The organism is Acetobacter fabarum, assembly GCF_040702925.2.
In the GTDB taxonomy this organism is placed as follows: Bacteria; Pseudomonadota; Alphaproteobacteria; order Acetobacterales; family Acetobacteraceae; genus Acetobacter; species Acetobacter fabarum_B.
In genome coordinates this window covers 101476-122166 of sequence record NZ_JBFCXX020000008.1, presented here as the reverse complement: position 1 = coordinate 122166, position 20691 = coordinate 101476, and the positions used below count along the sequence as shown (strand labels likewise).

Below are 20691 nucleotides of genomic sequence, written 5' to 3'. Positions count from 1 at the left end.
CCGCAGCCCAGCCTGCTGCCGGTGGGCACCGCCCGCTTGGCGGCCCCGCAGCGCCCGACGCCCCCGTGCTGCCCGGTGTTAAAACCATTATTGCCGTGGCCTCGGGCAAGGGCGGGGTGGGCAAGTCCACCACTGCGGTCAACCTTGCTGTAGGGCTGGGCATGGAAGGGCTGAAAACCGGCCTGCTGGATGCCGATATTCATGGCCCCTCCCTGCACCGCATGCTGGGCACAACGGGCAAGCCCGAAGTGGTGGAAGGCCGCCTGCAACCCGTGCAGGCATGGGGTATCCGTGCTGTCTCCCTTGGCATGCTGGTGGACGAAAAAGCCGCTATGATCTGGCGTGGCCCCATGGTTATGGGCGCGATCAACCAGTTGCTGAGCGATGTGGACTGGGGCGATCTGGACGTGATGGTGGTGGACCTGCCGCCGGGCACGGGGGATGCCCATCTCTCCCTCACCCAGAAAGTGCCTCTGAGCGGGGCTGTTATTGTCTCCACCCCGCAGGACATCGCCCTGATTGACGCCCGCCGGGGCGTGACCATGTTTGAAAAGCTCAAGGTGCCGGTACTGGGGCTGGTGGAGAACATGTCCTACTTCTGCTGCCCCAACTGCGGGCATAATACAGAGCTGTTCGGCCATGGCGGCGCACGACACGAAGCCGAAGCCATGGGGGTTCCTTTTCTGGGGGAAGTGCCGCTGCTGGCCGATATCCGCTCCAGCGCGGATAGTGGTGTACCGCTGGTTATTGGCGCACCCCAGAGCGAAGGTGGCAAAGCATGGCGCGCCATTGCCCACACCGTGGCCACGGCCATACGGACCCTGCAGGCCTGACACCACACCCTGCACCTTGCGGGCCAGCCGCCCGCAAGGCATCAGGCCCGCAGACGGCCGGAAAACCCCCGGCACAGGCCACGAAGCCGCACTTTACGCCAAAGTCCTGCACGGCAGGCGCACACCACGCCCCCCGGCCAGCCGCTTAACGGGCCGTCCCACACCCGGCCCCACATCTGGCCAGATGTGGGGCCGGGTGTGGGGCCGGATGTCTCTGGTCCAATGCCCGGCTCCGGTCTTGGACCTAGCGCTTGGGTTGGGACGTTTTGGCCTTGGCCCGTGGTGCTGGCGTGTCCTTGAAATAGGCACGGCAGGCGGGGCTGAGCTTGTCTTTTTTACGTTCCATGCAGGCTGTAATTTTCTGTTCATTGGGAATGGCAAGAGCGCACAGGCGCAGGGCATCGCCCTTGCAGGCTCTGGTCTGCTGTTCGCGCGCCGTATCGGCCCGGGCTGGCAGGCCCGCTGCCATCAATGTGAGCGCACAGGCAAAGGCGGACAGGGCAAGGCGGGCAGAACGCCGGTTGGGACAAGACATGAAGGCTCCTTATAATTCCCCAGAAATCCTACGGTCCTGCCGTCCCCCGGAACCGGGCCTGCGGATAGGGCGAGCATGGCAGGCGGCATGGCGCACGGCAATACAAACCGGAACGCCTGCCCTGTTTATGGCCCGCCGCTGCGGCGTTTGACAGGACAGGCATCAAGTCCGCCCAGATTTAACGCAGATGTCTTGATAAAAAATGAGCGCCGGAGGGGCAGGCCTCCCGGCGCTCGCATGCAAAGAGGTTGGGCAGCAGTGCGCCCCGCTCCTGCTCAGGGTGTGGGGGCTTGCAGGGTGGCCATCATTTCATCCCACTCACGGCGGCTCAGGCCCGACCCAGCCTGCTCCACAACCTCGCCCGCCAGCATGCGGCGGATAACCGCCATCATGGAGGCCGAGAACGTCACCGCCCCGCGCCGGTATTCCTCAAACGCGGCGGCGGTGGTGGGCACCCATGCATGCAGGATTTTCAGCATGGCTTCGGCATATACGCGAATTTCGTACTGTGCGTGGGGGTCGATGCGCAGGGCGAGGAAGTGCATGAGGTTATGCAGGTCGATCTTCCAGTACCACTGTGTGTAGGTGTTCAGCGTCAGGTTGATGCGCCCCAGTTCACGCGCAAGGCCGTAGCCGTTTTCCCCGTCCAGCATGCGCTCGTAGTCGCGGTAGGTGCGCATGGCGTCCTCACGCAGGATGTCCAGCACCTCTGCGGCGGCCTCGGGGGCCAGAATCTCGCCCCGGCCCTGACGGTTGACCTCGCTCTGGGCAGCCATGTGCGCGGGGTCGGGCAGATAGAACTCGCTATCCAGAATGGAGTAGCGGGCCGAATACTCGTTCACGCTCGCCATACGGTGGCGAATCCACTGCCGCGCCACAAAAATGGGCAGTTTGACGTGGAACTTGATCTCGCACATTTCAAACGGGGAGGAATGGCGGTGCCGCATCAGGTAGCGGATCAGCCCGGCATCTTCCGATACCTTGCGCGTGCCCCGGCCGTAGGAAACACGGGCCGCCTGCACAATGGCCGCATCATCCCCCATATAGTCGATCACACGCAGAAAGCCGTGGTCGAGCACTTCCTGCGGCGCGTACAGCATGGCTTCAAGCGCTGCCACGGTCGGGCGGCGGGTGGAGAATGTTTCCTGCCCGTGGGCCGCAATTTCGGCACGTTGTGCTTCGGTCAGTGACATGCGCAGGATCTCCACCATGCTAGAAAAAAACAGACAGCGCACACGGTAGACCCGCGTGTATGCGCGCGGTTGTAGCAGGCATTCCCCCACACGGGAAAGTCAGAAACACCAGCAGGCGCTTGCATTTTGGATGCCAAGTTCCTATGTGTGGGGTGCCGGAAGATTTCTTGCGGCTATGGCAATAAACGGGATGTGGCATAGGCGTAGTGGACCCGGGGGCGGTACCCGGCGTCTCCACCATAAATCCGGATCGCAAGACCCGGACAGATGGGGACGAAACAGGCTCGACACGCGCAGTAAAGACATCTTTTTTGCCCGGCATTGTACCACCGTTATCGGGCTAATTTTACAAGTGCCAATGATAACACTGAGGTGCTCGCTGTTGCTGCATAAGCAATAAGCGCGGTTCGGGAGGGCACCGGGCAACAGAAGCCCTCCCACTTCATGCCATTTTCCCCTACGATGCTATGTCATGCCCTGAGCGCATGGCCTGTATCTGCTGTAGCGGGCCGGCCGGCCCGTACCCTGTGGCATGTCCACAGGCGACCCTTGGCGCTTGCACTGGCCGCACCTTTCGCGCATGGCTGACGCTAGAGTGATATGTATGGCCAGCCGCCTCCAACCGGCTGGAGCAAGGAGACCAAGCATGGCTGATGACCACAACAATACTCCGGGAAATGACGGCTCCCTCCCCCCCAGCCTGCTGCCCTACGACCAGTGGCTGGAAGAGGCTTACAGGGACGTCATGCTCAAAGCGCTCGAACATGTGAGCCGCGAGGGGCTTGCAGGCGAGCACCATTTCTATCTGACTTTCCGCACGGACCTGTCTGGCGTGCAAATTCCTGATCGGCTCCGTGCCCAGTACCCGCACGAGATGACCATTGTGCTCCAACACCAGTTCTGGGACCTCAACGTGGACCGCGATGCCGGTATTGTGTCCGTTGGTCTGTCCTTTGGGGGTGTTGGGTCCATTCTGGTCATTCCCGTCCGGGCGATTACCGGGTTTGCGGACCCCTCCATCCACTTCAACCTGCATTTTGAGGTGATGGAAGACGAGGAGCCCGCACCCACAGACCATATGCCGGCCGATGCCGGAGAACACGCGGAAGCACAGGGCGACTCCTCCTCTCAGGTTGTCAGCCTTGACGCCTTCCGCCGCAAGGGACCATCACCAGCCTGAACCCCCGGTGCGCGGGGGTCAGGCCGACGGAGAGAGTAGAGACACGACCATGACCAGCCAGCCCCCCCGCCCCCCACTGCCAGAATTTACCTATTCCCCCCTGTTCCCTCTGGGGGAGGACACAACAGAATACCGCAAGGTGGATATTGCAGGTGGTGTCAGCACATCGCATTGCGGTGGCAAAACCGTTCTGCACGTGACCTCCGAGGCGCTGACCGAGCTGACAGCCCGCGCCTTCCATGAGGTTGCGCATTTCCTGCGCCCCTCGCACCTGCAGAAACTGGCCAATATCCTCAAAGACCCCGAAGCCTCGGACAATGACCGCTTTGTAGCGCTTGACCTGCTCAAGAACGCCAGCATTGCCGCAGGCGGTATCCTGCCCATGTGCCAGGACACCGGGACCGCCATCGTATTTGGCAAAAAAGGCCAGCGCGTCTGGGTGGAAGGGAACGAGGAAATCGCCTTTTCCCGCGGTGTGTACGAAACCTACACCCGCACCAGCCTGCGCTATTCGCAGATGGCCCCGCTGACCATGTTCGAGGAAAAGAACACCGGTACCAACCTGCCCGTACAGTGCGACATCTTCGCCAGCCCCGCCGGCGTGCATGACGAGCAGATGGACCTGATGTTTGTGGCCAAGGGCGGCGGCTCGGCCAACAAGACCTTTCTGTTTCAGGAAACACGCGCCCTGCTGGGGTCCGAGCAGCAGTTGCTGGACTGGCTGGATACAAAGGTACGCACGCTGGGCACCTCCGCCTGCCCGCCCTACCACCTTGCCATTGTTATTGGCGGCATGTCCGCCGAGCAGACGCTCAAGACCGTAAAACTGGCCTCCACCCACTGGTATGACGCCCTGCCCACCAAGGGCGACATGACGGGCCATGCCTTCCGTGATCTGGAGATGGAGCAGAAGGTGCTTGAGCTTACCCGCAAGCTGGGCATTGGCGCGCAGTTTGGCGGCAAGTATTTCTGCCACGACGTGCGCGTGGTGCGCCTGCCCCGGCATGGGGCCTCGCTCCCCGTGGGGATTGGTGTGTCCTGCTCCGCCGACCGGCAGATCAAGGCGCGGGTCACGGCGGAAGGGTTCTTTCTGGAACAGCTTGAACACGACCCCGCGCGCTTCCTGCCCGAAACCACGGACGAACACCTTGAGGGCGAAGCCGTGCGCATTGACCTCAACCGCCCGATGGATGAAATCCGCAAGACCCTCTCGCAATACCCGGTCAAGACCCGGCTGGCCCTGACCGGCACCGTGGTTGTTGCGCGTGATATTGCGCACGCCAAGTTCCGCGAGCGGCTCCAGCGCGGCGAGGGCCTGCCCCAGTACCTGAAAGACCACCCCGTTTACTACGCAGGCCCGGCCAAAACGCCTGCGGGCATGCCCACAGGCTCCTTTGGCCCCACAACGGCTGGGCGCATGGATTCGTACGTGGCCGAGTTGCAGGCCAATGGCGGCTCCTACGTTATGCTGGCCAAGGGCAACCGCTCCAAGGCCGTGCGGGATGCATGCCAGCAATACGGCGGCTTCTACCTCGGCTCCGTTGGTGGCCCCGCCGCCCGGCTGGCCAAGGACTGCATCCGCAAGGTAGAGGTGCTGGAATACCCTGAACTGGGCATGGAAGCGGTATGGAAGATCGAGGTCGAGGATTTTCCCGCCTTTATTGTTATTGATGATAAAGGCAACGACTTCTACGCTGAGCTGTAACCCCCCACCGGGGCTGCCCCGCCGCCACACCATGGCGGGGCAGACAGAAGAGGAGCTGTGTGGTTTTCATGCGCTTTACAGTCGATCGTCTGGATCATGTTGTCCTGACCGTGCGCGACGTCGAAATTTCCGCATCATGGTACCAGCGTGTGCTTGGCATGGAGCGGGAAGAATACGGGCGCAACAACCGCACCGCCCTGCGCTTTGGCGGGCAGAAGCTTAACCTCCGCCCACACGACGCCACAGGCTGGGACACCGCAACCCACGCCCTGCCCGGTGGTAATGACCTGTGCTTTATTACCGCCATTACCAGTGACGATGTAGTGGAGCACCTGAAGAACTGCGGCATTACCATTGTGGATGGCCCCATTGCCCGCCTTGGCGCCATTGGCCCCATTACCTCGGTTTACTGCCACGATCCGGATGAAAACCTGATCGAGATCGCATCCTATCAGGGCTGACGGCACAGAGGCCGGGAGAGAAAAGCCTCACTTTTCTCTCCCGGTTCCGCTGGCGACCCTACTCCTACTGGTAGGGAGACTCTTTAAAAGTCACCCCGCATGGGTCTGCTGCTGCGCCTGCTGCTGCCTGAGCCGCACGGCGTCATCATGGTCCACAATGCCGTGGCGGGTAGCTAGCCAGCCACCCCTGAAGCCCGCGCGCAGCAGGCCACGGCAGATGATGGGATTATCCTTCATGGTGTTCCACACCATGCCATCCCGCCAGTTTTCCACCATCAGCAGAATGGGCCCCTGATCGATGCCAAGATAGGTATCATCCGCCCAGTAGGCCTGTTTGCCATCGTGGTAGCTGGGGTTGAAGGCATCCACAAAGCCGTAGGTGCTGTAAATGCGGTCCCCGTATTTGTCGCGCATGGTGCGCAGGGCGGGAATGGCCAGCTCCGGCGCAAATGCCACGGACCCGCCAGCCGCTGTCGGGGCCAGTGTACCGTCATCAAGCGTATAGTCCCGCCCCACGCCACGGGCGGTATAGGCCATGAACTTGCGCGGCTGGCCGTTTTCCACCTTTGTGGTCTCCGCCGGGCCGTCACTTGCTGTCAGACCCCAGATATTTGGTCCGTAATCCTGCCATTTACCGGGGTTTTGCATGGCATAACCCTGCTGGGCGTACACGGCGCGGCGGCTGTTTTCAAAATAATCAATCCCGGCTGAACGGCTCCAGTCATCCTTGATACCCCGGAAGTCGATCCAGGCATGGGTGTACTGGTGGCCGAACAGGGGCGCGAAGTTGAGGAAGGTCTGGCCATAGGATTCGCCCCAACGGCTCTTGTTGGTGGAAATCCATGCCTGCCATGATGACGGGTCAAGCTGATGCGTAGTCGAGCCAAGGCCCAACACATACAGCATCATGCCCTCGTTATACCCTTCCCAGTAATTGGGTAAAAAACCATGCTCGGGCGACCAGCCCATGCTCAGCCGGTTATCCGGACGCAGCAGCCAGCGCCAGTCCACACGGTTGAACAGCTTGGCGGCAAGGTCACGGATTTCGGCCTCGGCGTCGGAATCATGGGTGTAGTAACTGGTCGTAAACAGCACACCCTGCATGAGCAGGGCCGTATCTATGCTCGACAGTTCAATGTCCGGGTTAAGGCGCAGTCCGTTCTCGCGCTTGAGAAAATGGTAGAAAAAGCCATGGAAGCCCGCGGCTTTGTCCGGGCTGTCGTTCTGGGGGAGCTTCCACAGGTAGCGCAGGGTTGTCAGGGTCCGGTCCACGGCCTGCTGGCGGTTGATGTAACCCCGGTCCGCACCAATGCCGTAGGCGGTCAGCGCAAAACCAATGGACGCAACACTGGACTGGGTCTGGTCCGATGGGTAGCGGTCGGGCACCAGCCCGGTTGCCGGGTCTGCCGAATCCCAGAACCACAGGAAGGTCCGGTGCTCCAGATCCGCCAGAAAAGCCCTGTCCGTCTGGTCAGGGTGGAAGGGGCTGGGGGCTGGCCGCGCCACGATGGAGGATGTCGCCGCCGCCTGCGCGCCACGACCTGCTGCAAGGCCGGTCCAAGCGCTACAGAGCATGAGCAAGGACAGACAAACCCGACCGTTCCTCTGGCGTTGCCCCTGTGCGGGCAGGCTGGTTTTTGTCTTGCCATGTGCAAAAAAGCGCCTCAGTACCATAAGCCTTGCATTCCTCATCTGTTCACACCAGCGCCGCTGCCGCAGCGGGCTGTTTTCTATCCGGGCCGGTGCGCCGCGCTGCACCCGGACGGGCGTTGAATATAGGGGCCATGCCCCAACCCCCGCCAGAGCGGGGCGGGAGGCAGCACCCCGAAATCTGCCGAATTTCAGAAAATATTCGCGTTTTCTGTGTGCCCCAAAGGAGGCATGCCCGGCCACCGCCCATACAGCATGCCTGCCCAGCCCTGACCGCCCCACAAACATGCGGAACAACAGCGTGCGCAGCACTACCTGTTAAGGATATAAAGATATAAGGAGATACGTAATCATTCCCGCTTCATCATTCCCGCTCCGCATCCGATGCCGCCATGACAGACATGACATACCACTATAATATATTCCGATTTGTTTATGAACTTCTGGATGTTCTGGTGTCCCGGCTGGAATATGGCCTGCGTGGCCTTGCCACCAGCCATGTGCTTGTTCCCCCGCCCGCGCAAAGCTACTCATTCCTGATCATGACCACGGAAGAAAAAGAGGGAAGAACCTTTTACAAACCCGCCTATTACCTGTTTGCCAAAACCCGCGAACACCTGAGCGGATATTTTGCCCAGGGGAAAAACCACCTTTTCCTGCAAAACACCCGGCACTGCCTGCTGATCACCTTTGCGGATTCCACCCTGATTGTGGGGCGTGAAGACACAATAGCCGACTATCACCCCCACTCGTTTGAAGCCCTGCTGGCTCTTAAGGCCCATATGCGCGCCATCAGACTGGGCCGGTACCCGCACGAGTATCTGGTTATTTCCAAAAAAACCGTCATCCCCCCACGCCCGGCAACATTCCGCCTGCGCGTGCAGGCTCACTAGGGCGGCCCCTGCCCCTACGTCCATGCTCCCCACCGGCGCATGCCGCTACGCCACATCCTGCAAAACAGCGTGACGGATTTTGGCCGCTCATGTATTGCAACGCCCTGACGCACCGGGACAATACGCCCCGATCACGCAGGGTGTGGGGGAAAGAACACCATGAAAATTGCAGTTGTCGGTCTTGGGTATGTTGGCCTGTCCAACGCCATTCTGCTGGCCCAGCACCATGACGTAATGGCCGTGGATGTGGATGCCGGGCGGGTCCACAAGGTGAATAACCGGGTCTCCCCCATTATTGATACCGAGATCGAGGACTACCTGCACAACAGGCCACTCCACCTGAGTGCCACAACAGACCTGACCGCTGCCTGCCATGATGCCAGCTTTGTCATCATAGCCACCCCGACCAATTATGATGCGCAGGAAAACTACTTTGACACATCCTCCGTAACGGATGTGATTGCCCGTGTGAGCGCGCTCAACCCCGAGGCGACCATTGTGATCAAATCCACCATTCCGGTCGGGTTTGTGGACCAGGTCCGCGCGGAGCTGAACACCGAGCAGGTCATCTTTTCCCCCGAGTTCCTGCGCGAAGGCCGCGCGCTGTATGACAACCTCCACCCGTCGCGCATTATTGTGGGTGAGCGCAGCGCCCGCGCCGAACGCTTTGCCGCCCTTATGCTTGAAGGGGCGATCAAAAAAGACGTGCCCCTGCTTTTTACCGAAGCCACGGAGGCCGAGGCCATAAAGCTGTTTGCCAACACCTACCTTGCCATGCGCGTGGCCTTTTTTAACGAGCTGGACAGCTACGCACTGGCCCGTGGGCTGGATACCCGCCAGATTATAGAGGGTGTCTGCCTCGACCCGCGCATAGGCCAGCATTACAACAACCCCTCCTTCGGCTATGGCGGCTACTGCCTGCCCAAAGACACCAAACAGCTTCTGGCCAACTACATGCAGGTCCCCCAGAACCTGATCCGCGCCATTGTGGACGCCAACCGCACCCGCAAGGATTTTCTGGCCGACCAGATTCTGGCCATGCAGCCCAAGGTGGTCGGCATTTACCGGCTGGCCATGAAAACGGCATCCGATAACTTCCGGCAAAGTTCCATTCAGGGGATCATGAAGCGGCTCAAGGCCAAAGGGATCGAGATTGTGGTCTATGAACCCGCCATGGCGGAAGAGCAGTTCTTTGGCTCGCGCGTGCTGCGCAATCTGGATGAGTTCAAGGCTGTGTCTTCCATTATTGTCAGCAACCGCCACCACCCCGAACTGGCTGATGTAAAGGACCGCGTGTTCACCCGCGACCTGTTCGGCAGCGACTGACCGCCACCCGAACAGGCCCCAACACACCCGCCCCCGGTGGGAGGCGGGGTTGTATTTGCCTGTTCATGCCTGTGCAATTAGTATCGGCTCAGGCTGGAAGCCCCAAGGGCGCGTCCGCTGTTTTGAACCACCGTGCAAAGACACAGAACACAGAGCTGGCGCCTATGACCGTAACCGTTCTTCCCCCCGAGCACATGGTGCCGTGCTGATATGGCCAGACGTCTTATTGTAACCGGGGGTGCCGGGTTTATTGGCAGCAACATCATCCATGCCCTTAACCAGCGCGGGCTGACCAACATTATTGCCGTGGACAACCTGACCAACGGCGACAAGGCGCTTAATCTGGCCGACCTTGCGATCAGCGACTACGTGGACAAGGACACGTTCTACGATGCCCTGAATGCAGGCCATTACGGGCCAATAGACACGATTTTTCATGAAGGGGCCTGCTCCTCCACCACCGAGCGCAATGGCCGCTACGTGATGGCCAGCAATTACGAACCCAGCAAAAAACTGCTGGCCTACTGCCAGACCACGGGCACCCGCCTGCTCTACGCCTCCAGCGCTGCCACCTATGGCGCGTCCACCACCTTTACCGAAGCCCCCGCCAACGAAAAGCCGCTCAACGTCTATGGCTATTCCAAACTGCTGTTTGATCAGGTGGTCAGGCGCGCCCTGCCCGGGTTGACCACGCAGGTTGCGGGTTTCCGTTACTTTAACGTGTATGGGCCGCGCGAGCAGCACAAGGGCGGCATGGCCTCCGTGGCGTTCCACAATTTCAACCAGTTCATGGCCGAAGGGCGCGTCCGCCTGTTTGGGGAATACGGGCCGTACCAGCCGGGCGAGCAGATGCGCGATTTTATTGCGGTCAAGGATCTGGTAGCCACCAAGCTCTGGTTCTTTGACAACCCCGGACATAGCGGCGTGTTCAATCTGGGCACAGGCAGGGCCCAGCCGTTTAATGATGTCGCCACAACAGTTGTAAACACCGTGCGCGCCGCACGCCGCCTGCCTCCGCTGGACCGGGCCGAAATGGTGCGCACCGGCATACTGGAATACGTCCCCTTCCCCGATACGCTGCGTGGCCGCTACCAGTGCCATACACAGGCGGACATGCGCGCCCTGCGCGCCACCGGGTGCACCGTAGCACTGGACAATGTGGCAAACGGCGTGGCCGACTATGTGCACCACCTGCTACGCACCCAGCCAGACCACACACCATGACCGCCAGCCCCCCCGCCCCCGCCCCCGCGAGCATGAGCATCCATGATTGAAAATTTTGAATTCGGACGGCTTGTTGTTATCGGCGACCTGCTGCTGGACCAGTATGTTTTTGGCACGGTGGAGCGGATCTCGCCCGAGGCCCCCGTGCCGGTGCTGCGCAAGGCCTGCCAGAGTGCCGTACCCGGCGGGGCGGCCAATGTGGCCGTCAATGCCGCGGCACTGGGCTGCACGGTCAGCCTGATTGGCGTTGTCGGGCAGGATGAAAACGCCCAGACCCTGCGCAGCGCCCTTGCCGCATGGCCCGGCATAGATGTGCACGGCCTTGTGGCTGAACCGGGCTGGGCAACCATTTCCAAAATGCGGGTTGTCAGCGGGCACCAGCAGATCGTGCGTATTGATGATGAAACCATTATCGACTTTTCCCCCGCCACCCGGAACAGCCTGATCGCGCACTGCATTGCCGCACTGGATGCGGCAGACGTGCTGATCTGCTCGGATTACGCCAAGGGTGTTCTGTCCGAGCCGGTGCTACAGGCGGTTATCGGGCATGCACGGACCAGAAACATTCCCGTTATTGTGGACCCCAAGCGCAAGACCTTTGCCGCATACCGTGGCGCCAGCCTGATAACCCCCAACCGGGCGGAAATGGCCGTGGCCACCGGCCTGCCCCTGCACACGAACGCAGAGGTGGAGCACGCGGCTCAGGCAGCCTCCGCCCAGTTCGGCGGTGATGTGCTGATCACCCGTTCCGAAGAGGGCATGACCCTGTGGCAGCGCAACGGGCATATCCGCCATCAGGTCGCCCGCAAATCCGAGGTGTATGATGTCTCGGGTGCTGGGGATGCGGTGGTCGCCACCATTGGCAGCGTGCTCTCCGCCGGGCAGGATCTGGATACCGCCATTGTCATTGCCACCGTGGCGGCCTCCATTGCCGTCAGCAAGCTGGGTACTGCCGCCGTTACCCGCGCCGAACTGGCCGAGGAGCTCAAGGAAGACAACCCCGATACGGGGCTGATCGCCACATGGCCACAGGCCTGTGCGGTCATGCGCCGGTGGCACCAGCACGGGGCCAGCGTTGTGTTCACCAATGGCTGTTTTGACCTGCTGCATCCGGGACATGTCTCCCTCCTTCATGCTGCAGCACAACTGGGGGACAAGCTGGTGGTGGCCATTAACAGCGATGCCTCCGTCCGCAGGCTCAAGGGCCCAACCCGCCCCGTGCAGGACGAAATGGCGCGCGCCACAGTGATCCGCGCCCTGCGCGATGTGGATATGGTGGTCATTTTTGAAGAAGATACCCCACTGGAGCTGATTACCGCCCTCCAGCCCGATGTGCTGGTTAAAGGGGCGGATTACACAGAGGATACCGTGGTCGGGGCCGATGTGGTCAAGGCGGCCGGGGGGCGGGTGGAACTGGTCTCGCTGGTCGCGGGCTGTTCAACCAGCAATCTGGTCAGGAAAATGAACGCGCCGCACACCAGGTCTTCCAATGTCTGACCATACGGCGCAGCCCGGCACACCGCCATGGGCCGCGTGGCTGGCCCATAAGGCGCTCCCCTTATGGAGCAGCGCAGGCTACGACCCCACCCGCCACCTGTACCACGAGCGGCTGGCGTTTGATGCCACACCACTGCCCCTGCTCCATCTGCGCCTTATGGTACAGGCCCGCCAGATTGCCACCTTCTGTCAGGCCCGGCTGGATGGTGTTTTTAACGCGGCAGACAATGCCCTGCACGCTCTGGCCACAGTGCAGGCCCGCTACTGGCAGGCCGATGGCCAGCCGGGCTGGGTGTTTGCCATCGGGCCAGATGGCCGCCCTTCCAGCACCGTGCGCGACCTGTATGCCCACGCCTTCATCCTGTTTGCCTACGCATGGGCCTACCGCCTGAGCGGAGAGCCCGCACTGCTTGCGATTGCGCACAAAACCGTGCTGGAGGTGGAAAGCATTTTCCATGCCCCCCACGGCGGTTTTGCCGATGCCGTGCCCGCAGCAGATGCCACCCGCCGCCAGAATCCGCACATGCACCTGCTGGAAGCGTATCTCGCGCTTTTTGAGGCCACGGCGGACCAGTTTTACCTCGACCGCGCGCAGTCTCTGGTCGCTTTGGCGCGCGAGCGCTTTATCAGCCCGCGTTCGGGCCTGCTGCTGGAATTTTTTGGCCCCGACTGGACACCCTGCCACGCATACGGCCAGAACCCGGTGGAACCGGGGCACCTGTTTGAGTGGGCATGGCTGCTTGGCGCCTATACGCGCCTCAACCCCACCGATAAGGCCGTACCAGCACTCCGCCATGTGGCCGAACATCTTTACCAGTCCGGCAGGCGGCACGGTGTAACCCACCAGCTTGTGCGGGACGGCATGATGGATGACGGCACGCTCACCCAGACCGGCACCCGCATCTGGCCCCAGACCGAGCTGCTCCGCCTGCTGGCATGCAGGCAGGCAGAAAGAGCCGGCACTGCGGAAGACAACCGGCTGCAGACTGACCTGACCCGCTTGTTTTTTACAGATTTTGCTCCCGCACACCTGCACGGCGGCTGGATCGACCGCATGGGGCCGGACGGCACACCAGCGGTGGACCACATGCCAGCAAGCTCGCTCTACCATATTTATGGTGCGGCAAAAGCTCACCTGTCTCCACCCGCACACACCTGAACACCCGAGCAACACCCCGACCGGGACATGGGAAGGGGACGAAAACACCCGGCCCTTAAGCCTGCGCCGCAAGGGCCGCTATAGGCTCAGGCTCAGGCTCAGGCTCAGGCTCAGGGCCGGTAGCGGAACAGGTTCAGGTCCTCATAGGCAATATCTGGCTTGCGGTTGGACATAATATCCGCCAGCACGCGGGCGGACCCGCAGGCCATGGTCCAGCCCAGCGTGCCGTGGCCCGTATTGGTGTACAGGTTGTCCAGCCCCGTGCGGCCGATAATGGGGGTGCCATCCGGTGTCATGGGGCGCAGGCCGGTCCAGAACTGGGCCGCGGGCACGTTACAGCAGTTGGGGAACAGGTCTGTTACCGAATGTTCCAGCGTGGCCCGCCGTGGCGCACGCAGGCGGGTGCTAAAACCAGCCAGTTCCGCCGTGCCGCCAATGCGCACACGGTCTCCCAGACGGGTAATGCCGATTTTGAAGGTTTCATCCATAATGGTGGAAACCGGGGCGCGCGCCGCATCGGTAATATCCGCCGTCAGGGAGTAGCCCTTGACCGGGTAAATCGGCAGGTCCAGCCCCAGAGGTCGCACAAGAGCGGGGGAAAAGCTGCCAAGTGCCAGCACATAGCTCTCAGCGTTCAGTACCCCGCGTGATGTTTCCACCCCGCTGACCCGCCCGCTCTCGCTCCGGATTGCGCGAATATCGGTGTTATACAGGAAGGTCACACCCGCGGCTGCCGCCATTTCCGCCAGACGCTGGGAGAACTTGAAGGCATCGCCCGTCTCGTCCCCCGGCAGGCGCAGGCCACCCACGATTTTGCCAGCCGAAGGCGCAAGACCCGGCTCGGCCTGTACGCACTGGGCGGTATTCAGTTCCTCAAACGGTACGTTGTACTGCCGGAGCACAGCAATATCCTGCGCAATGCCGTCCATCTGCTTTTGGGTACGAAAGACCTGCAAGGTACCCTGCTGGCGGTCATCATAGGTAATGCCGGTTTCGCGCCGCAGATCGCACATGACATCGCGGCTGTATTCGGCCAGACGCAGCATACGGCCCTTGTTGCGGTCATAGGCGGGGGTGTTGCAGTTTTCGAGCATCTGCACCAGCCACTTCCACAGATGCGGGTCGGGCATGGGCCAGAACACAAAGGGGCTGTACTTCATGAACAGCCATTTGGCCGCCTTGAGCGGAATACCCGGCCCCGCCCAGGGGGAGGAATAACCGGGAGACACCTGCCCCGCATTGGCAAAGCTGGTTTCCAGCCCGGCACCGGGCTGGCGGTCCACAACCGTGACCTCATGCCCTGCCTGCGCCAGATACCAGGCGGTTGTGACACCCACAACACCACTACCCAGAACAAGAACCTTCATGATCTCACTCTTTCCCTGCTGCTCTGCCCTCAGGCAGTCCGTATATAATTGCGATGATAGCGATGCCCGAGCGATGTCAGGACTTCGTAGCCGATCGTCCCTTCAGCGCGGGCAACGTCGTCCACGCCGTATGTGTCGCTCAGCAGTTCCACCATGCCATCGGCCTCAAGCTGGCCCGGCGGAATGGCGGAAATATCCACGGTCATGGAATCCATGGAAATACGGCCCAGTATGGGCAGGGGCCGCCCCCCGAACCACACAAGGCCATTAGCGCGGGCGCGTACAAAACCATCCGCATAGCCTACGGCAATGGTCGCCACACGGCATGGCCCTTCAGCCCGCCATGTCAGCCCGTAACCGACCCGGTCCCCTTTGCTGAGGGCACGGGTCTGCAATACATGGGCCTTCAGCCCCACAACCGGGCGCAGGGGGTTCGGCTCGCCCGGCTGGGGAGCCACGCCATACAGTGCGGCACCGGGGCGCACGAGGCCAAAATGGTAATCCGGTCCCAGAAATACCCCGGAGGATGCGGCAAGGCTGAGCGGGGCAGAAACCGGCAACCGGGCGGCATAGGCCACAAGACGGGCCGCCTGCTCCGCGTTGGCAGGGTTCGCCCGCTCATCCGCACAGGCCAGATGGCTCATGACCAGTTGCACGTCCAGCCCGTCCAGCACGGCGGGGTTGGCGGCAATATCCGCCACGTCCTGCGCGGACAGGCCAAAGCGGGACATGCCCGTGTCCAGTTGCAGTACAACACCCACGCGCCGCTGCTGCGCCTGCGCCACCGCACGGACCCAGCCAATCTGCTCCACACTGTTTAGCACCGGGCGCAGCCCATGCGCCAGACAGGCTTCCACCGCATCAGGCCGGGGGCCGTGCAGGACGGTAATGCCCGCCTGCGCCCCCACATGCGGGCGCAGGGCCAGCCCCTCGTCCACATGAGCAACAAAAAACTGCGTGGCCCCGGCCTGCGCCAGCGCGGGGGCAACCTGTGCCGCTCCCAGCCCATAGGCGTCGGCCTTGACCACAGCCGCACAGACCGCGTTGGGCACACGGGCCTGAAGCAGACGGTAATTATGGGCTACCGCATCCAGATTGATGCTCAGCACCGCTCCGGCGCGTTGTGCGGGCCAGCCAGCGTGCGTGGGGGTGGGAGCTTGGGTCACGACATCTATCCGTTCTGTTACGGTATCAGAATTTTACCCCACTCTTTATGGCATATCCTGCCATTGTGGTGCATGATCGGGGCGTTTGCTTTTTATTTTTGCATAATATTGCGCCAAAAAACCACAAAAGACAGATCATGCCAGACCGCATTAACGAGGCCATTCTCCGCCACCTGCGCCATGATGGCCGCCTGAGCAACGCCGAACTGGCCGAGCGTATAGGGCTTTCCCCCTCGGCCTGCCTGCGGCGGGTAAAAATGCTGGAAAAAGAAGGGGTTATACGCGGGTATCAGGCCATTATCGCCCGCCGCAACGCACCCCCTGTCGCCACGGTGATTGTGCAGATCACACTCGAACGCCAGACAGAAGAATGCCTCCGCCGCTTTGAAAGCCGCATCCGCGAATGCCCCGACGTAAAGGAATGCTACCTGATGACGGGAGACGCCGACTACCTGCTCCGGGTGGAAGCGCGCGACATGCAAGATTACGAGCGCATCCATAAGGAAGAATTATCCCGCATGCCCGGTGTTGTGCGCATTCAAAGCAATTTTGCCATCCGCCCCGTTGTTCAGCAGGAAAAAGCACAGACGGGCGGGTAAGGCTCAGGCTCAGGCTCAGGCTCAGGCTCAAAAAAAACCTGCCAGAGTTTTCCCTGGCAGGTTTTTTAAAAGCTCTTTGCCATGACAGGCTGCCAGCCAGACCTTAATCTTCATCCGGCTGGTCGTTGCCTGCTTTGCCAAGGTCACGCTGGACTTCTGGCAGGCGCAGGAGCGAATCCACATGCATGGCCGTATCCAGCGCCGTATCGGGCTGAAAGTGCAGTTCGGGCACCGTGCGTATGCTCAGCTTGTGAGCAAGCTGGGTGCGCAGCCACGGGGCCACCCGCTTAAGCCCGGGCAGAAGGGCCGCAACATCGCTGCGCCCCAGCCGTGTGACAAAAACAGTGGCATGCTTGAAGTCTGGCGCAAGCCGGACTTCGGTCACGGTAATGGCAACATCGGACAGGTCCGGGTCGCGAAAAGTGGTGCGCGCAAACAGCTCAGCCAGAACGCGCCGCACTTCTTCGCCTACCCGCAACTGCCGCTGCGATGGGCCTCCAGATGAGGAAAAACCGGCAAGATAGTCTGCCGGTCCCCCTGTTTTACTGCCTGATCCGTGGCGACGACTCATGCTGGAATTAACTCGCTTTCAAAGCATTCCACCACATCGCCTTCGCGCAGATCGTTATAGCCTGCAAAGGAAAGACCACATTCGTAACCCTTGGTCACTTCCTTCTGGTCGTCCTTGAAGCGCTTGAGCTGGCTCAAATCCCCTTCATGGATCACCACGCCATCACGCAGCAGACGTACGCCACAGCCACGTTTGACAACGCCATCGGTCACGAAGCAACCGGCCACCTTGCCAACCTTGCTGATTTCGAAAACCTTGCGGATTTCGGCATAGCCAAGGAACTTTTCACGATGCTTGGGCGCCATCTTGCCACGTACGAGCAGTTCCACGTCGTCCGCCACCTGATAGATGATGGAATAGTAGTGGATGTCCACCCCTTCACGCTGGGCCAGAAGCCGCGCCTGAGAGGTTGCACGCACGTTAAAGGCAATAATGACCGCATCCGACGCCTTGGCAAGCTGCACATCACTTTCCGTGATCTGGCCAACCGAGGCGTTGAGAACGCGCACGCCCACTTCTTCGTTAGCCAGCTTGAGCACCGTGGTTTGCAGCGCTTCGGCCGAACCCTGCACATCCGCCTTGATCAGGACGGAGACTTCCTTCTGCACACCGGCCTGAATACGGGCCAGCATCTGGTCAAGCGTGCCACGGGCCGCAACCTGCCCGGCCACCTGATGTTCCTTCAGCTTGCGCTGGCGGAACTCGGAAATCTCACGTGCGCGGTTTTCGTTTTCCACGACCACAAACGGCGCACCAGCAGCGGGAACCCCGGACAGGCCGAGAATTTCCACCGGCATGGACGGGCCAGCCACTTCCACCTGACGACCACGGTCATCAACCAGAGCGCGCACACGGCCCCATTCTGCACCGGCAACCACAATGTCACCCTTGCGCAGCGTACCTTTCTGCACCAGCACGGACGCCACGGAACCGCGACCACGGTCCAGACGGCTTTCAATCACAGCACCTTCGGCGGCACGGTCTGGGTTAGCCTGAAGTTCCAGAATTTCCGCCTGAAGCAGAATGCCTTCTTCCAGCTTGTCCAGCCCTGTGCGCTGGCGTGCGGACACTTCAATGTCCATCACGTCACCACCCATGGATTCAACCACGATCTCGTGCTGCAACAGGTCCTGACGTACACGGTCAGGCTTGGCGCCGGGCTTGTCCATCTTGTTGATGGCAATGATCATGGGCACATTGGCAGCCTTGGCGTGCTTGATGGCCTCGATCGTCTGCGGCATCACGCCGTCATCGGCGGCAACCACCAGCACCACCACGTCCGTAATGGACGCGCCACGGGCACGCATGGCCGTAAAGGCTTCATGTCCGGGTGTGTCAAGGAAGGTGATCTTGGCACCGGATTCCAGCGTAACCTGATACGCCCCGATATGCTGGGTAATGCCGCCGGCTTCACCCGCTGCCACGTCCGTTGTGCGCAGGGCGTCCAGCAGGGAGGTCTTGCCGTGATCGACATGCCCCATGATGGTCACCACAGGCGGACGGGCCAGCATATCTTCGGTCGTGTCTTCCACGCCCTCAATACCCAGTTCCACATCCGATTCGGAAACGCGGCGTACGCGGTGGCCGAATTCTTCCACCACCAGTTCCGCCGTATCGGCATCAATGCTCTGGGTTACGGTGGCCATAACACCCATTTTCATGAGCGCCTTGATCACTTCACCCTGACGGGCGGCCATACGGTTGGCCAGTTCCTGCACCGTAATCGTTTCGGGCAGGATAACGTCACGCACGACCTTGACCTGATCGGAACGCAGGCGTTCCAGCTCGGCCTGACGGCGCTCACGCTCACGCTGGCGGCGTACGGATGCGAGCGAGCGGGTTTTGTCGTCATCCCCCTCAATCGCGGCCTGCACGTCAATCCGGCCTGCGCGGCGGCCACCACCGGTCTCACCCTTGCGACCGCTGCTGTTCTTGCGGGGCGGCACGGCCTTGTTACGGGCTGGGCCACGGCGCTGTTCTTCCTCGCCTTCCGTACCACGGCCGCTGCGCAGGCGCAGGGTCTGGGCGGCACTGACGTCCTTTTCCGCTTCGGGAGCAGCGGGGGCAGCAGCTGGCGTGCGTGCAGGAGCAGCAGGCTTGAGCGGCTTGGCAGGCATGATCGCACGCTCAGCCAGCGGACGCAGACGCCCCGCAGGAGGTGCGAGTGTGACTTCACCAGGGATTGGCACGGCAGACACGACAGGTGCTTTGACTTCGATCGGCTTGATCGCGTCAATGCGGGCCTTGCGCTCGGCATCGGTCGCTGCGGCTTCTTCAGCGGCGCGCTCTTCAGCCAGACGTCTGTCTTCCTCTTCCTTCCGGCGCGCTTCCTCAGCGGCGGAAAGAATACGAATCTTCTCGGCTTCGCGCCGCTCGGCATCACGCCGTTCGGCGTCTTCCGCCTCTTGCTTCTGTTCCTGAAGCACGCGCTGGCGCATGGCCAGTTCGGCTGCGGTCAGGGTACGGCCGCCACCTGCACGGGAACCGCCGGAGCGCCCACCAGCGCCAGCCGGGGACGGACCACGTTTTTTACGCACTTCCACCTGCACGACCTTTGAACGGCCATGACTGAAACTTTGCCGCACGGACCCGGCATCAACCGTCCGTCCGACCTCCGGACGCCCTGCCGGCCGAAGGGACAAACGCCCCTTACCCTGATCCTGATCCTTGCCTTCGCTCATTGACCCGCCTGTTCACACCCATCCGCCGGAAAGGTCCGGCAGACCCGGGGATCGCCAACGGCCACCCCCGCAAAACGTCTGTTTTCACAACAAAGACGCGTAGCCAGCCCGCCGGCCGCCAGCGCCACATTCACAACACGTTCACGCCCGAAAACCTTAGCCAGTTCTTCAGACGACAACGCATCAACGACAGGAATATCCCGCCCGCCTGAAATCAGGCGGTCCAGTTCTTCCCTGCTTCCGTCCGATGCGTGAACGATAACAGCAGCACGACGCTGCATAACCCATTCGCGCACCTTAACGAAGCCACTAATGGCCTGACCAGCGCGGCGCGCAAGCCCAACCACTTCTATCATCCGCCGGTGCAGACCCACTTCCACCTGAGAGAGAAGATCTTCCGGCACCTTGACCTGCATCCGCGCGGAACGTGCGAACACGCCGCGTTTGCTGGCCTGTTCTATCACATCCCGGCGGGCACTCAACCATATTCCCCGTCCCGGCAGACGCGCGTCCAAATCAGGGACGACTATGGATGAGGGTGAGATAACAAACCGCACCATCTGAGCCGGAATGCCTTCCTCCCGCGTGACTGCGCACCTGCGGAGGCTGCCCTTCTCTTCTGCTGCTGGCAAGAAATCACCACCCACCCTG

Annotated in this window: 18 protein-coding genes and 1 other RNA gene; 11 read left to right on the top strand and 8 right to left on the bottom strand. The window is 61.4% G+C overall.

The window, feature by feature from the left end; genetic code table 11:
• On the top strand, positions 1-833 hold an 833-nt coding region (locus AB2L51_RS08255), incomplete at its 5' end, for an Mrp/NBP35 family ATP-binding protein (protein ID WP_400921488.1).
• A gap of 244 nt (positions 834-1077) precedes the next feature.
• Here the strand turns inward: AB2L51_RS08255 and AB2L51_RS08250 are convergent.
• A complete protein-coding gene (locus AB2L51_RS08250) occupies positions 1078-1302 on the bottom strand; it encodes a hypothetical protein (protein ID WP_395581992.1) in 225 nt (74 codons plus the stop codon).
• Positions 1303-1643: 341 nt separating this feature from the next.
• Positions 1644-2561, bottom strand: a complete 918-nt coding sequence (thyX, locus tag AB2L51_RS08245) for an FAD-dependent thymidylate synthase (protein ID WP_395581953.1) — start codon at positions 2559-2561, stop codon at positions 1644-1646.
• Between the two features lie 115 nt (positions 2562-2676).
• Between thyX and ssrA the strand changes: the two genes are divergently transcribed.
• The 4 genes from ssrA to AB2L51_RS08225 all read left to right on the top strand — a co-directional run bounded on the left by ssrA (position 2677) and on the right by AB2L51_RS08225 (position 5907).
• Positions 2677-3003: a transfer-messenger RNA gene (ssrA, locus tag AB2L51_RS08240) on the top strand.
• A gap of 204 nt (positions 3004-3207) precedes the next feature.
• The gene (locus AB2L51_RS08235) at positions 3208-3741 is read left to right on the top strand and encodes an SspB family protein (RefSeq protein WP_166113702.1); all 534 of its coding nucleotides are present in this window, start codon (positions 3208-3210) and stop codon (positions 3739-3741) included.
• 49 nt (positions 3742-3790) lie between these two features.
• A complete protein-coding gene (locus AB2L51_RS08230; RefSeq protein ID WP_395581993.1) occupies positions 3791-5446 on the top strand; it encodes a fumarate hydratase in 1656 nt (551 codons plus the stop codon).
• 68 nt (positions 5447-5514) lie between these two features.
• Complete coding sequence (locus AB2L51_RS08225; RefSeq protein ID WP_166113705.1) at positions 5515-5907, top strand: VOC family protein; 393 nt, start codon at positions 5515-5517, stop codon at positions 5905-5907.
• Between the two features lie 90 nt (positions 5908-5997).
• Here the strand turns inward: AB2L51_RS08225 and AB2L51_RS08220 are convergent, their stop codons facing one another.
• Positions 5998-7581 carry a glucoamylase family protein gene (locus AB2L51_RS08220; RefSeq protein WP_400921482.1) on the bottom strand — a complete coding sequence of 528 codons (1584 nt, stop codon included), beginning with the start codon at positions 7579-7581 and terminating at the stop codon, positions 5998-6000.
• A gap of 368 nt (positions 7582-7949) precedes the next feature.
• Between AB2L51_RS08220 and AB2L51_RS08215 the strand changes: the two genes are divergently transcribed.
• From AB2L51_RS08215 to AB2L51_RS08195, 5 genes are all read left to right on the top strand, one after another.
• Entirely contained in the window at positions 7950-8450 is a 501-nt protein-coding gene (locus AB2L51_RS08215; RefSeq protein WP_395581954.1) for a hypothetical protein, read from the top strand.
• Positions 8451-8609: 159 nt separating this feature from the next.
• On the top strand, positions 8610-9776 hold the full coding sequence (locus AB2L51_RS08210) for a nucleotide sugar dehydrogenase (protein ID WP_395581955.1): 1167 nt from the start codon (positions 8610-8612) through the stop codon (positions 9774-9776).
• Between the two features lie 210 nt (positions 9777-9986).
• The gene (gene rfaD, locus AB2L51_RS08205) at positions 9987-11000 is read left to right on the top strand and encodes an ADP-glyceromanno-heptose 6-epimerase (protein ID WP_395581956.1); all 1014 of its coding nucleotides are present in this window, start codon (positions 9987-9989) and stop codon (positions 10998-11000) included.
• A gap of 42 nt (positions 11001-11042) precedes the next feature.
• A complete protein-coding gene (gene rfaE1 / locus AB2L51_RS08200; RefSeq protein ID WP_395581957.1) occupies positions 11043-12497 on the top strand; it encodes a D-glycero-beta-D-manno-heptose-7-phosphate kinase in 1455 nt (484 codons plus the stop codon).
• On the top strand, positions 12490-13656 hold the full coding sequence (locus AB2L51_RS08195) for an AGE family epimerase/isomerase (RefSeq protein WP_395581958.1): 1167 nt from the start codon (positions 12490-12492) through the stop codon (positions 13654-13656). Before rfaE1 ends, AB2L51_RS08195 begins: the two co-directional genes overlap by 8 nt.
• Before the next feature lie 110 nt (positions 13657-13766).
• Here AB2L51_RS08195 and AB2L51_RS08190 read toward each other — a convergent pair whose 3' ends face one another.
• A complete protein-coding gene (locus AB2L51_RS08190; protein ID WP_395581959.1) occupies positions 13767-15023 on the bottom strand; it encodes a D-amino acid dehydrogenase in 1257 nt (418 codons plus the stop codon).
• Positions 15024-15052: 29 nt separating this feature from the next.
• Positions 15053-16198, bottom strand: a complete 1146-nt coding sequence (alr, locus tag AB2L51_RS08185) for an alanine racemase (protein WP_395581995.1) — start codon at positions 16196-16198, stop codon at positions 15053-15055.
• A gap of 128 nt (positions 16199-16326) precedes the next feature.
• On the opposite strand from alr, the gene AB2L51_RS08180 reads away from it, so the two are divergent.
• Positions 16327-16788: an Lrp/AsnC family transcriptional regulator gene (locus tag AB2L51_RS08180; RefSeq protein ID WP_086646187.1), complete on the top strand. Its 462-nt coding sequence runs from the start codon at positions 16327-16329 to the stop codon at positions 16786-16788.
• Between the two features lie 103 nt (positions 16789-16891).
• On the opposite strand, the gene rbfA is transcribed toward AB2L51_RS08180, so the two are convergent.
• The 3 genes from rbfA to AB2L51_RS08165 are packed head-to-tail and all read right to left on the bottom strand — an operon-like array spanning position 16892 to position 20687.
• On the bottom strand, positions 16892-17359 hold the full coding sequence (rbfA, locus tag AB2L51_RS08175) for a 30S ribosome-binding factor RbfA (protein ID WP_166113729.1): 468 nt from the start codon (positions 17357-17359) through the stop codon (positions 16892-16894).
• Positions 17356-20040, bottom strand: coding sequence for a translation initiation factor IF-2 (infB, locus tag AB2L51_RS08170; RefSeq protein WP_395581960.1), 2685 nt, complete (start codon positions 20038-20040; stop codon positions 17356-17358). Before infB ends, rbfA begins: the two co-directional genes overlap by 4 nt.
• Positions 20037-20687: an RNA-binding protein gene (locus AB2L51_RS08165; RefSeq protein ID WP_086646147.1), complete on the bottom strand. Its 651-nt coding sequence runs from the start codon at positions 20685-20687 to the stop codon at positions 20037-20039. Before AB2L51_RS08165 ends, infB begins: the two co-directional genes overlap by 4 nt.
• Between the last annotated feature and the right edge of the window lie 4 nt (positions 20688-20691).

Excerpts from the sequence above, each read along its gene's own strand:
- AB2L51_RS08250 (WP_395581992.1), bottom strand. The coding sequence starts at position 1,302 with ATGGCAGCGGGCCTGCCAGCCCGGGCCGATACGGCGCGCGAACAGCAG.
- thyX (WP_395581953.1), bottom strand. The coding sequence starts at position 2,561 with ATGTCACTGACCGAAGCACAACGTGCCGAAATTGCGGCCCACGGGCAG.
- AB2L51_RS08235 (WP_166113702.1), top strand. The coding sequence starts at position 3,208 with ATGGCTGATGACCACAACAATACTCCGGGAAATGACGGCTCCCTCCCC.
- AB2L51_RS08230 (WP_395581993.1), top strand. The coding sequence starts at position 3,791 with ATGACCAGCCAGCCCCCCCGCCCCCCACTGCCAGAATTTACCTATTCC.
- AB2L51_RS08225 (WP_166113705.1), top strand. The coding sequence starts at position 5,515 with ATGCGCTTTACAGTCGATCGTCTGGATCATGTTGTCCTGACCGTGCGC.
- AB2L51_RS08220 (WP_400921482.1), bottom strand. The coding sequence starts at position 7,581 with ATGGTACTGAGGCGCTTTTTTGCACATGGCAAGACAAAAACCAGCCTG.
- AB2L51_RS08215 (WP_395581954.1), top strand. The coding sequence starts at position 7,950 with ATGACAGACATGACATACCACTATAATATATTCCGATTTGTTTATGAA.
- AB2L51_RS08210 (WP_395581955.1), top strand. The coding sequence starts at position 8,610 with ATGAAAATTGCAGTTGTCGGTCTTGGGTATGTTGGCCTGTCCAACGCC.
- rfaD (WP_395581956.1), top strand. The coding sequence starts at position 9,987 with ATGGCCAGACGTCTTATTGTAACCGGGGGTGCCGGGTTTATTGGCAGC.
- rfaE1 (WP_395581957.1), top strand. The coding sequence starts at position 11,043 with ATGATTGAAAATTTTGAATTCGGACGGCTTGTTGTTATCGGCGACCTG.
- AB2L51_RS08195 (WP_395581958.1), top strand. The coding sequence starts at position 12,490 with ATGTCTGACCATACGGCGCAGCCCGGCACACCGCCATGGGCCGCGTGG.
- AB2L51_RS08190 (WP_395581959.1), bottom strand. The coding sequence starts at position 15,023 with ATGAAGGTTCTTGTTCTGGGTAGTGGTGTTGTGGGTGTCACAACCGCC.
- AB2L51_RS08180 (WP_086646187.1), top strand. The coding sequence starts at position 16,327 with ATGCCAGACCGCATTAACGAGGCCATTCTCCGCCACCTGCGCCATGAT.
- rbfA (WP_166113729.1), bottom strand. The coding sequence starts at position 17,359 with ATGAGTCGTCGCCACGGATCAGGCAGTAAAACAGGGGGACCGGCAGAC.
- infB (WP_395581960.1), bottom strand. The coding sequence starts at position 20,040 with ATGAGCGAAGGCAAGGATCAGGATCAGGGTAAGGGGCGTTTGTCCCTT.